The 12,997-nt window shown below is 66.1% G+C and carries 7 protein-coding genes; all 7 read left to right on the forward strand.

The window, feature by feature from the left end; all coding sequences use genetic code 11:
- A partial coding sequence (locus J5474_RS21065; RefSeq protein ID WP_425342908.1) for a beta strand repeat-containing protein occupies positions 1-2,151 on the forward strand: 2,151 nt, incomplete at its 5' end.
- A 164-nt stretch (positions 2,152-2,315) separates the two neighbouring features.
- Positions 2,316-3,650, forward strand: a complete 1,335-nt coding sequence (gene tssK / locus J5474_RS21070; protein ID WP_209363799.1) for a type VI secretion system baseplate subunit TssK — start codon at positions 2,316-2,318, stop codon at positions 3,648-3,650.
- On the forward strand, positions 3,650-5,497 hold the full coding sequence (icmH, locus tag J5474_RS21075; protein WP_209363802.1) for a type IVB secretion system protein IcmH/DotU: 1,848 nt from the start codon (positions 3,650-3,652) through the stop codon (positions 5,495-5,497). The genes tssK and icmH overlap by 1 nt, the downstream gene beginning before the upstream one ends.
- 4 nt (positions 5,498-5,501) lie before the next feature.
- Positions 5,502-9,146 (forward strand): type VI secretion system membrane subunit TssM, encoded by a 3,645-nt coding sequence (gene tssM / locus J5474_RS21080; RefSeq protein WP_209363804.1) that lies wholly within the window; start codon positions 5,502-5,504, stop codon positions 9,144-9,146.
- Between the two features lie 4 nt (positions 9,147-9,150).
- The gene (tagF, locus tag J5474_RS21085; protein ID WP_342454077.1) at positions 9,151-9,837 is read left to right on the forward strand and encodes a type VI secretion system-associated protein TagF; all 687 of its coding nucleotides are present in this window, start codon (positions 9,151-9,153) and stop codon (positions 9,835-9,837) included.
- A 13-nt stretch (positions 9,838-9,850) separates the two neighbouring features.
- The gene (locus tag J5474_RS21090; protein ID WP_209363806.1) at positions 9,851-10,660 is read left to right on the forward strand and encodes a PP2C family protein-serine/threonine phosphatase; all 810 of its coding nucleotides are present in this window, start codon (positions 9,851-9,853) and stop codon (positions 10,658-10,660) included.
- Positions 10,657-12,972 carry a serine/threonine-protein kinase gene (locus J5474_RS21095; RefSeq protein WP_209363808.1) on the forward strand — a complete coding sequence of 772 codons (2,316 nt, stop codon included), beginning with the start codon at positions 10,657-10,659 and terminating at the stop codon, positions 12,970-12,972. Before J5474_RS21090 ends, J5474_RS21095 begins: the two co-directional genes overlap by 4 nt.
- The last annotated feature ends 25 nt before the right edge of the window (positions 12,973-12,997 follow it).

Here is a 12,997-nt window from a genome sequence, read left to right on the forward strand (position 1 = left end):
ACCGTGGCGGCGGCTGGGGTCTATGACCAGAACGCGGCGCTGACCGGCAACCTCGTGACGGCCTCGACCAACGCGGACATCGGCGCCAACATCACCGGCACCGTGACGCAGAACGGCGCAACGTCGGCAACTCTTGTCAGCGCTGCATCGGTCGTCTCCGGCCAGGTGACTGTGAACGGAGGCACGCTGACGGTGACCGCCTCGCTGACCGCCGACAATGGCGGCACGGTGACCGATGACCTCGTGGTGGCCTCCGCGGGGGCGCTGGTGAACAGCGGTACGGTCACCGGCAACGTGGCCAACGCGGGGGCGGTGACGCTGAACGGCGGTTCCACCCTGACCGGGGACCTGACCCAGTCGGGCGGGTCGCTGACGACGGCGGCGGGCACGGTGACCGTGAACGGTCTGCTGGATCTGAACGACGGCACCTTCCTTGTGGCGGATGGCGTGACCTTCAACGCCACCAGTGCGGACCTCGCGGCGGCGGTCACTGCACCGGCGGGCAACCTTGTGGGGGCCGGATCGACCCTTGCGGCGACCGGCGGCAATTTCGTGAACGCGGCGAGCTTCGGCCTCGGCGCGGCCGCAACCCTGTCCTCCTCCGCGACGCTGTCGAACTCCGGCACGCTGACCTTCGCCGGCGATGCGACGCTGGCGGGCGGAACCAGCGTGACCAACAGCGGCACGCTGCTGGTCAATCAGGTCGCGGGTGTCCAGACGCTGAGCGTCACAACCGGCACCTTTACTGACACCGGCACGATCAACATGAGCGACACCGACACCGTGGACGTTGTGGACATTACCGGTAACGCGGTGCTGAACGGGACGATCATGGCCGACGTGGATGTATCGAACACGGCCGCAGGCACACGGGGCGATCTGGTGAACGTCTCGGGCACGGCGACCGGGTCGACGGCGCTGTTGCTGAACAACGTGGGCGGCAACTTCTCCAACATCGCGACGCCCATCGACCTCATCAAGGCGGCGGGTGGCACCGGCGGGCTGAGCGCCTCCTTCTCCGGGCTGCAGACGGGGGCCTATACCTACAGCCTGCAGAACACCGGCACCGCGATCCAGCTGACCGCCTCTCCGAACCTGGCCTTCGGCGGCGTGGTTTCGGGCGTGGCGGCGACGCAGAGCCTGATTTCCACCGTGGTCAACAGGCCGTCCTCGGCGCTGGTCACACCGCTGGTGGATCCCGGCGACGACCCCTGCGCCATCGGCGAATGGGCGCGCCTGACCGGAGGCAAGGCCAATGCCAAGCTGGGCACGACATCGCAGACCACCGGCGTGAGCGCGATCAACGACATCGCGCTGAGCTACGGCGGCATTCAGGCGGGCTTCGACAACTCCTGCTCGGGCGGCTACTACAACGGCTGGGATCTGGCTTACGGCGTCATGCTGGGTACCAACATGGGCCGGTCGAGCCTGCCGGTGACCCTGGGCGGCGTTTCGACCACGGTAAAGTCGGACTTCGACCAGTTGTTCGGCGGTGTCTACCTGAGCGCGGCCAAGGGCAACTGGTTCGGCGACCTGAACCTGCGGGCCGACCGGACCACCTATGATCTGCGTGAAACAAGCACCTTCGGGTCGGGAGGCCTTGGCCTGCCGGATCAGGAGTTCGACAGCCGTGGCAAGACACTGTCGGGTTCGCTGAGCTATTCCCACACGCTCGATCAGGAACGGGGAATCCGGCTGGTGCCGACGGTGGGCTTCTCGCTGTCGCATATCGAAACGGATACGATCCAGATCGACAACGATCCGACGGACCCGACTGATGACGCGGAACTGAAGATCGGCGACATCGATCAGAAGATCGGCTTCGTCGGGGCGACGCTGGCCAAGACCAGCATCCGCCCGAGCGGCAAGGCGGCGGTGACCTATTTCGCCACGGGGACGTATTTCAACGACTTCGGGGACGATCTGACCTCCACCTTCACGGTCAAGTCCACCGGGGCGAGCCAGTCGCTGACCTCCGATAACCTCGGCGGTTTCGGAGAGCTGAGCCTGGGGATGAACTACACCCGGATCATGGATGGCGGCGGCGCGATGGCACCGCGGCAGATGGATGCCTCGATCCGGGCCGACACGCGCTTCTCCGAACAGCTGGACAGCTGGGGCTTGACGGCGCAGGTACGGTTGCAGTTCTAATGACTTGACAGCCCGGGGCGCTTGACCGCGCCCCGGACCCGTTCCAAACTCTTTTTTGCACGTGGCCCCATGTTTCGGGATGCCGCGGTTTGAGGATTTGGCCGTTTCGGGCCGCATACTGACTGGATTGAGACTGAATTAAGACCGGGAGCCGATTTCACGTCATGTCGTGGTACAGCAAAGTTGCGTGGAAGGAGGGGCTTTTCCTCCAACCGCATCACCTGCAACAGGCCGACCGGTACATGGAGCACATGCTGCGTGTCCGTACCGCGCAGATCACGCCCTATCCCTGGGGCATCGCCAACCTTACCTTTGACCGCGACCTTGCGCAGCAGGGGCGGATCGGGCTGCGATCGGTGGTGGGGATCATGCCGGACGGACTGCCCTTTGACGCGCCGAATGCAACGCCGCTGCCGACCCCGGTGCCGGTGCCGGAGGAGGAGGCAAGCGGGCTGGGGATCTGGCTGACGCTGCCCGACATCGAGGTCAACGCACAGGACGTGGCGGCGGCGACGGCGGATACCGCGACGCGCTATCTGCTGGGGTCGGAGACGGTGGTGGACAATTCGTCGTCGGCGCGCTCCGAACAGGTGATCGAAATCGCCACGCCGCGGCTGGAACTGTCCTTGCGGAACTCGCCCAAGCCCGGCCATCAGAACGTCTACCTCGGGCGGATCGCGGATATGCGCGACGGGGTGGTCACATTGGACGAAACGGTGCCGCCGACGGGGGTGATCCTCGCCGTGCATCCGGCCTACGAGGGGTATCTGTCCCGCGTGATCGGCTGGATGGAGGCAAAGCTGTCGATGCTGGCGCGCTATGCCTCCGACCCGTCGTCGGGTGGCGGGATGCAGGCCACGGATTACCTGATGCTGATGGTCATCAACCGCGAACTGCCGGTGTTGCGGCACCTGAGAGGGCAGGGGGCAGTTCACCCGGAACGGCTGTACGAAAAGCTGGTTTCGCTGGCTGGCGAGCTGACCACTTTCGATCAGGCGGACCGCAAGGCAAAGGATTACGGCGGCTACCGGCACGATAGCCCGAAGGAGTCGTTCACCCCCATCGTCTACGACATCCAGAGCCTTCTGGCGCAGGAGGTGGGTCGTGCCGTGCGCCTGCCGCTGGAGGAAGTGCGCGCCAATTCCTACCTCGCGAAGGTCAATGACCGGCATCTGTTCGCCAACGCGGCCTTTGTCGTCGAGGTGTCGAGCGGGCTGCCGCTGACGCAGGTGCAGACGCAATTCCCGCAACTGTGCAAGGTGGGACCGTCCACCGCCATGCGGCAGATCATCAACGCGAACCTGCCCGGCATCGGGCTCGTGCACATGCCGAACCCGCCACGACAAATCCGGGTGATCGCTTCGAACGTGTATTTCCTCTTGGACAAGTCGACCGACCTCTGGCGCGAATTCTCGCAGGCTCCGGCCATCGGGATGCATTTCGCCGGTAACTGGCCAGACCTGAAGCTGGAGCTTTGGGCCATTCCGGAGCAAGGGTGATGGCAAGCGAAGACGACGACGAAAAGACGGTATTCGGCCAGGCGATCCCGCAGGCGCCGCGACCGGGAGCGGCCCCCCCGCGACCGGCAGCGCCTCCACCCCCGTCGCCCACCCCGTCCGGCCATGTCCCGGGACATGTTCCGAACGTCAACCCGAGCGAACCGGACCGCACGGTCTTTGGCACGCCGATCACCCCGCAGGGCCAGCCGCCACGGGTCGCACCGCAGGGGCAGAAACCGCCCTCGCAGTTTCCGCAGGCGCCGATCCAGAAGCCGCCGCAGGCCGCCTGGGGCGAGGGCGACGACACTTGGCTCGGCGGAAAGATCACGCCGCAGCCCGGCCCGCCACCGCCGCAGCAATACCAGCAACCCGCGCCGCCACCGCCACAACCGGCCCCGCCGCGCCCCTCTCCGATGCCGATGGCCCCGCAGGCCCAGCCCCGCGCGCCGGTTCCGCCCAGCCAGCCGGAACCAAGGCCGATGCAGGATTACCGTGGCAACCCCGGCAGCAACCATTACTCCGGGCGGCTCTACGATACCGATACGGGGCGACCCTCCTCGCCGGAGCTGTTCCCCGAGGTGAAGCGCCGCGAGACGCCCGCCATGCAGGCGATGCAGCGCAAGATTTCGCTGGAGGATGCGCTGCGGGCCACCGGTCTCGGCGCGGGCGGGCCGAACAATCCGCTGGTCGCCGCCGCCGCCAACCTGCTGATCCTGCTGGGCCGCCTGCGCACCGGCATGGTCGAAATGCAGTCCGCACCGCTGCTGGAACACGTCGCGCGTGAAATCGACATCTTCGAATCCAATGCGCTGGAGGCCGGTGTGCCGCCAGAGGACGTGACGGACGCGAAATACGCGCTTTCGGCCACCGCCGACGACATCGTGCAGAACCTGCCCGGCGCGGATCGGGGTATGTGGCTGGAATACTCCATGGGCGCGCGGTTCTTCGGGGAACGCAACGCGGGTGTGGGGTTCTTTCAACGCATGGACAAGGCGATGAAGGCGCCGGGACAGAAGTTCCACCTGTTGGACCTGATGCTGACGTGTCTCAGCCTCGGGTTCGAGGGCCAGTACCGCGCGATGCCGAATGGTCCGAACGAACTGGCCCGCATCCGCAAGGCGATCTACGAAACCCTGCGCAAGGTCGTGAAACGTCCCGACGACGATATATCGGTCAAATGGGCGCCGGTGATCGTGAATGGCAAGCGTCGGCGCGGCGGTTTGCCGGTCTGGGTGGCGGCGGCCATTGGCGGTCTGATGGTGGTCGCGCTGTTTGCCACGTTGGCCACGCTCCTGTCACGCGATGCCGGTGAAACGCAGAACGGCATCGCCATGATGCACTTCAACCTGCCGCCGGTGGCCATCGAACGTTCTGCTCCGGTGGAACGCGTGGTCGTGGTGCCGCCCGCCACCGTCGACCGCCTAGACGAGGTGAAGGCCGCGCTGGAGGGGCAGGACGTGGAGGTGGAACTCAAGGGCGACTGGGTTCTGATCCGCCTAGGCGACGCCCTGCGTTTTGCCTCCGGCAAGGCGGACCTGACCAACGACCTGAGCCAGCTTGCCACCGCCATCGGCGCGGTGCTCGAAACGCAGAGCGGCCCCATCCGCATCGTCGGCCACACGGATTCGGTGCCGCCCTCGGGCCGGGGCCAGTTCAAGACCAACGAGGCGCTGTCAGAGGCGCGGGCCACAACCGTGGCGGCGTTGGTCACCGACAGTCTGACCGACAAGGATCGCGTCCAGATCGAAGGCAAGGGCCCCGTCGAACCCATCGCGGACAACGCCTCGAAGGAGGGCCGCGCCCGCAACCGGCGCGTGGAGATCATGATCCGGCGCGAAGCGGAGTGAAACCATGGAATTTCTGATCTACAGGGTCGCGCATGTCATCTGGAGGGTGCTGACCAGCCGCGCCTTCCTGCGGTTCTGGATCGTCGTGGGCGTGATCTGCGTCTTCCTCGCAATCTTCTTCGGGCTGCCGATGACCGGATCGGAGTTCTTTTCGAAACTCTGGGTGCGGATCGCGATCATCCTGCTGATCCTGTCGCCAATCCTCGGACTTTACCTGTTCAGGTTCCTGCGTCGCCGCAAGCAGGCAAGGGCCCTGGAGGAAAGCCTGGTCGAGGCGCCGGCGGGCGATGGCGAGGTGCTGAATGAACGCTTTGCCGAAGCTCTGGACAAGCTGAAGAAATCGGGCGGCAAGAATTACCTCTACGATCTGCCGTGGTACGTCATCATCGGCCCGCCCGGCGCGGGCAAGACCACGGCGCTGAAATATTCCGGTATCGAGTTCCCCGGTCAGGAGGTGCTGGCCGACAACGCGCAGGGCTTTGGCGGGACAAAGAACGTCGATTGGTGGTTCGCGGAGGACGCGGTGCTGATCGATACCGCCGGGCGCTATACCATGCAGGAAAGCGACGCGGAGGCCGATCAGGCGTCGTGGTCGGCCTTCCTCGACCTGTTGAAGAAGGGCCGCCCCGACCAACCCATCAACGGCGTCGTGCTGGCGTTTTCCATCGAGGACATCCTTACTGGCACGCCGGAAACGCTGGCCAGCCACGCTGCCGTGGTGCGCGAACGGCTGGGGGAGATCCACCAGACCCTCCGCATCGACTTCCCGGTCTACGTCCTGTTCACCAAGGCGGACCTGATCTCGGGCTTTCGGGAGTATTTCAACTCTTTCAGCCAGTCGCGGCGCAAGATGGTCTGGGGCACGACCTTCCAGACCCGCGACCGGCGCGAGGCCACGCACGCCCATGTGGGCGAGGAATTCGACGCGCTCCTGACGCGGCTCTCGGACGAGGTCGTGGACCGCATGGTGGAGGAGCCGGACGATACCTCCCGCATCGCGATCTTTGGCCTGCCGGGGCAGATGGCGATGCTGCGCGATAATGTGGTTGAGTTCCTCCGTCGTGTCTTTGAACCGACCCGCTACGACACCAACGCCATTCTGCGGGGCTTCTATTTCTCCAGCGGCACACAAGAAGGCACGCCCATCGATCAGGTTCTGGGCGCCATGGCGCGCGATGAGGGGGAGGGGTTCCAGCCCGCTTTCATGTCCGGCAAGGGCAAAAGCTATTTCCTGCACGACGTGCTGGCAAAGGTGATCTTCGAGGAACGTGACTGGGTGAACTTCGACCGTCGCGCGGTGCGGCGCATGGCGATCCTGCGAACACTGGGGTTCGCGGTGATCGGGCTGGGTACGGTGGCGGCCATGACGGCCTTTGGCTACAGCTTCTGGCAGAACGCCAACCTGGTCAGCGATGCCGAGGCGCACGCGGCGGTCTACCTCGATTCAGCCCGCAACGAACTCGACCGGGCGGTGATCGACGATCCGGACCCGACCCCGGTGATCCCGCATCTGGACGGCTTGCGGAACATGCCCGCGGGCTACGGCAACCCGCACGAACCGACCTTGTGGGAGGGCTTCGGCCTGAACCGCTCGCGCGAGATCGCGACCTCCGCCCGTGCGGCCTATTCCGACGGTCTGGAACGGATGCTGCGCCCGCGCATGATGCTGCACCTCGAAAACGAGATCCCGCAGATGATCATCGACGACGATACAGAGGGCACCTATCGCGCGCTGAAGGTCTACATGCTGCTGGCCAAGGACCCGGAAGCGAAGGGCGACGGCGACGAGGCGATACGCACCTATTTCCGCGATGCATGGGACCGTATGATGCCCGGTGCGACGCGGTTCGACGAACGGCAGGCGCTCTTTGATCACCTTGAGGCAATGCTGCAGCTGGACGACGCCAAGGACACGATGGTCAAGACGGACGAGACCATCAAGACCCGCGCCCGCGAGAGTATCGTGAACCTGCCACTGGCGGATCAGGCCTATGCCGCGATCAAGGAGGGGGCGATCGTCTCCGGCGTGGCGGATTTCAATCTGGTGGAGCGGGTGTCGGGCAACGTCGGCGAGGTCTTTCGCACCACCGACGGGTCGCCGCTGGATCAGCTCGGTGTGCCGGGGCTTTATACCTTCGAAGGCTACTGGGGCTATTTCGTCGACGAGATGGCCGACGCCAAGAAGCGACTGGCAGAGGAACAGTGGGTGCTGGGGGAAACCGGCGACCGGGTGAACTTCGACACGCAGCTTGCGAACCTCGAAAACGAGCTTTTCTCGCGCTACCGGCGGGAATTCACGCTGGCGTGGAACGGTATGTTCGACCAGCTGACGGTGGCGAAGATGTCAGCGGATGCGCCGAACTTCACGCTGCTGAGCTATGCCGCCTCGCCGACCAATTCGCCGATCCTCGAACTGGCGGAGGCGGTGAACGAGGAAACCGACTTGATGCGGCTTTATGACCAGATCGGCGGCATATCGGAGGCGGATGCCGCCCGGCTGATCGCGGGCGGTGGCGGTGGCGGCGATCTGGGCGGCGCGCTCGGGGATGCGGCGTTCGACCGGATCTACTCCCGCTCCGGGGTGTTCACGCGGGTGATCCTCGAAAACCTCGGCAACCGGGCAAAGATCCAGACCCGCGCCGGGTCGGGCGGGTTGGCGGAGGACGTGGACCGCCGCCGGGTGCAGCGGATCACGGATGACTTCAAGGACTGGCAAAGCCTCGTGAAGGGCGATTTCGGCAACCGCCCCATCGACTTCATGCTGAAGGCCTACGCATCGGTGCAGGAAAACCGGTCGAACGCGGTCTTTGCGCCGACGCCCGCCGACGACCAGATGCTGAGTCAGGCACTGACTGCGCTCACCCGGACCAACGCGGGCGCGCCGGAGGCGATCGCCACGATGAACAGCGCCGTCGCGACGGAGTTCCGCACAGCCGCCGAAAACGCCACGCTGGCCGACCTGAACCGGGCGCTGAACGACGAGGTGACGCAGTTCTGCAAGAACGAGATCGCGCCCTTCTACCCGTTCTCCACCGGGTCGGCCCGGCACCTGAGCCCGTCGATCTTCGGCCAGTTCTTTGGCCCTGGCGGCAAGATGGACCAGTTCTATTCCCAGCACCTCGCGCCCTACGTGATCCGCGAAACCGACGGGCTCCGCGCCGATCCGGGCACGGCGGTGGGGCAGCGCCTGTCGGCCAATGCGCTGCGCCAGTTCGACCGCGCGCAGAAGATCCAGCGCGCGTTCTTTGCCTCCGGGTCTTCCACGCCAGAGGTCAACATGTCGATCAAGCACGTGACCTCTTCGCCCGGCGTCGGGCTGGCGACGCTGACGATCCACGGCAAGTCGATCCCGACGCAACCGGATTCGACCCCGGCGGGCTTTTCCTGGCCGGGGGAAACGGCGGGCGTGCAGATCGACCTGATCCCGACGCGGATCGGGGATGCGGCTTCGTTCAGCTTCAGTCAGGGGCGGTGGGATATCGCGAAATGGCTGTCGGACGGATCGCCGAAGGTGCAGGGCAATGTGGTCACCGTGCGCTACACGATCCGGGGCCAGTCGATCACCTACCGGATCGAGTTCGACAGTTCGACAGTGCCCTTCCTGATGCGGGAGCTGCGCGATTTCAGCTGCCCGACATCGCTGGAGTAGGCTGGTGGAGGCGGTCGCCCGGATCGGCGTGATGGGAAAGCATCCGGGCTTTGGCGACTTCGTCCAGGCGGGTTTGTCGAAGGACGTGCACGACGCGCTGATGCGCTGGCTCGACAAGACCCTGAGCCGCGTGCAGGAGGACGCAGGGAGTGACTGGAAAGGCTGGTGGGCGGAGGCCCAGTCCCTGCGGTTCTGGATCGGGCGCGACGTGCTGGGGGTGCCGCTGGCCGGTATTCTGCAGCCCTCGCGCGATAAGGTGGGGCGGGTCTATCCGCTGATCCTCGCCGCCGAGAACGTACACCTCGCGGTGCCGGGCGACGGAGGGGCCACCGACCAGACCCCGTGGGAGGCGCTGGAAACGCATGTGCCCCGGATGCAGCCGGGGCAGGGTGCGGCCAGCCTGCTTGACGGGCTGACGCTGGAACTGCCGGCGGAAACGGAGGCGGAGCGCTCCCTGGGTCATTGCCTCTGGGCACATCACCCGGAGGGCGACCTCGAAGCGCTGCTGCGCGCCGCCGGACGGGCCGACCTGTCACGGGCCGCGCTCAGGCGGTCGTACTGGTGGGCACCGGGCGACGCCAACCGCCTGCCGGTCTGGCTGGGGTGCCACGGATTGCCCGACGCGGGCGCGCTCGGCTGGCTTCTGGCTGGACAACCCCGCATCGAACCGGCGACGGTGGCGGAAGACTGAGACAGGGACAGGCATGGATCACAACGAATTCTTCACCTTCGAAACCGGGCAGGCCACCGACGTGGGCTGCAAGCGGACGGTGAACGAAGATAACTTCCTGTCGCGTCCCGACTGCGGACTCTGGGTGGTGTCGGACGGCATGGGCGGCCATGCGGCGGGCGATTATGCCAGCTACACAATCGTGCAGGCGCTGAATTCCATCGGCATGTCGGGCTCTCCCGACGACCTGCAGGCGCGGTTCATGGAGCGCATCCACCGCGCCAACCACGACATTTACGAGCACGCGCTGAAAATGCAGCGCGGCACAATCGGCGCGACGCTGGTGGCGCTTCTGGTACATGGCGAGGACTACGCCTGCATCTGGTCGGGCGACAGCCGCATCTACCTGTTGCGCGACGGCCAGCTGGTGCAGCAGACCCGCGACCATACCGAACTGCGGATGTTGCTCGATTCCGGCGCGATCACCGCCGAAGAGGCGGAGAACTGGCCACGCAAGAACGTCATCACCCGCGCTATCGGCGTGACCGAGGAACCGCATTGCGACGTCATCTCGGGCAAGCTCGCACTGGACGATACGTTCATTCTGTGTTCCGACGGGTTGACGGAACATCTGAGCGACGCCGACATCGCCGACCACGCGCGCAGCTATGCGCCAAAGGAGGCTTGCGAGCGAATGATCCGGCTGACGCTGGAGCGCGGCGCGAAGGACAACGTCACGGTGGTCGCCATGCGGTGCCTGCCACCGCCGGAACTGGAAGAAGAAGACGACCTTATGGACGACGTGCTTGAACTGGACCAGACCAACGGTGAGGACCGGGCATGAGCGGCGGGAACGACACCCCGGAAGACGACGAACGGACGGTGTTCACGCCGCAGCCGGGGACAACGCCCGCCGCGGAGGACGACGAGCGCACCCAGTTCGCGCCGCCGGACCCGCAGGGCTGGCCACCGCGGGGCGCGACGACACAGACCGGCTCCGCTCAGGCTGGTCCGACCGAAACAGACGCCAAAGTTGCAGGCCCGAACGGCGATACAGACCCGGCCCGGTCGGAGCCGCGGGCAGGCGGTACGTATCAGACCGCATACCCGCCGCAGGGCGCGTCGACCCATCCCGGCATGCACCCCGGCGAGGCGCCGCAACCCACGGCCACGAGCACCGATCCCTCCTATCACCCGGAAGAAGCCGCGCGGCAGGCAGAGACCTATGCCGGCTCGGTCCCCCCGCCCGACCCGTCTTCCTACCCGCACGACCCGGCAGCCCCCGCCGCGCCACCAGGCACCCAGACCGCGGCAGAGATCGCGCGCACGGACGGCAAGCTCCCCATCGGTACGCTGATCAACAACAACTACCGTATCGAAGAAGTGCTGAAGTCCGGCGGCATGGGCGAAGTCTATCGCGGCATCGAGATCCACACCGGCGACCCGGTGGCGATCAAGGCGATCCTGCAGGAAAAGGCTGACGACGCGGAGGCGGGCCTGCTGTTCCTGCGCGAGGCGAAGACCCTGCGCCGACTGACCGACGAAACCATCGTGCGCTACTACAACTACGTGCCCGACCCGGACCTGCAGCGCTACTTCATGGTGATGGAATTCATCGAGGGCGTGCCGCTGAAGGACCACGTGGCGCAGAACGGTCCTCTGTCCGTGGACGAATGCCGCACCCTGCTGGCACGGCTGGCGGGGGGGCTTGCCACCGCCCATGATGCGGAGGTCATCCACCGCGACCTGTCACCCGACAATGTCATGCTCGAAGGCGGCCGCGTGGAAAATGCCCGCCTGATCGATTTTGGCATCGCGCAGTCGAGCGTGGTCAAAGAGGCGACCATGGCTGGTCGCTTCGCCGGAAAGTTCAAATACGTGGCGCCGGAACAGCTGGGCCATTACGGAGGGGAAATCTCTCCTGCCACCGACATCTACGGTCTGGCGCTGTTGACGGCGGCGGCGGCGATCGGCAAGCCGCTCGATATGGGATCCTCCATCGTGGAGGCGGTACAGTCACGGCAATCGATCCCTGACCTCTCCTACGCGCCGGAGGATCTGCGGCCCATCCTGTCCTACATGCTGGAGCCGAACCCGGCGGACCGCCCCGAAGACATGCGCACGGTAAAAACGCTGGTCGAAGACCCGCGACTGATCCCGGAACGGTATCTCGGCGGCTGGGTGCCCCCTGCACCGCCGCCGCTGCACGATCCCGGTCCGGACACCGGCGCGCAGTCCATGGCCGCCACCATGGCGCCGGGGCTGCAACTGCCGGGAGCGACGCAGAACGTAACACTGAACACCTCGCTGGGGCCTACCCCCCTGCCGGAGGAAAAGTCCCGGGGCGGAGGACTGGTCGCCGTGCTGATCCTGCTTTTGCTGGCCGGGCTCGGCGGCGGCGGCTACTACGCCTGGACCACCGGGTTGCTGGACGGGCTCATCGGCACGCAGAGCACCGATGGCGGCGATACTCCCGACGCGGCAGCGCCGCCCGAGCAGACCACCGGCATCCCCGGCCCGCAGGCCGACACGCGCGAAGGCTTTCTTGCCGCCTTCGAGACCGGCCCCTGCACCTTTGTGACCCGCGTCAGCCAGGGCGCCAATGCCGGGGTGATCGAAGGCTATTCCGCGACACGCGAAGCCTTTACCGGGTTGCCCACCGCCTACGAGGAGAAATTCGGCGCGAGGCCGGAGGTCGTCCCGCGCGAAATCACACCGCAGCAATGCGCCGTGCTGGATTTCGCCAAGGCCCTGCAAGGACGTGGCCGCAGCGGGGTCGAGATGTTCCTCTCCGCCAACGAAGTCGCCAGCAAGACACCGGTGACGGCGCAGCTTAGCGTGCCCCCAGGACAGGCCGTGTGGCTGGTCCTGGTGACCCCCACAGGCGGGATCATCAATGTGACCGAACGTCTCTCACCGCCCGCCGGGAACCAGCGGACAATGACCTTCGCACTGCAGCTTCCGGCTGGCGCCGAACCCGCGCCGCAACTGCTGCTCGCGGTGGAAGCAGACAGCCCGCTGGCCCGCGCCGCGCTTGCAAAGAATCGCGATCAGGCCGCCGCCGCGCTGCCGCTGATCCTAGAGGAGATCCGCGACAGGGGAGGGGCTGCCAGCGCCGCTGTGTCCTACCTGAAACTCATGCCGCCCGACCCCTGAGACCCCGGGGCACGCGTGCACCTGA

This window comes from Sagittula salina (assembly GCF_017813235.1).
In the GTDB taxonomy this organism is placed as follows: Bacteria; Pseudomonadota; Alphaproteobacteria; order Rhodobacterales; family Rhodobacteraceae; genus Sagittula; species Sagittula salina.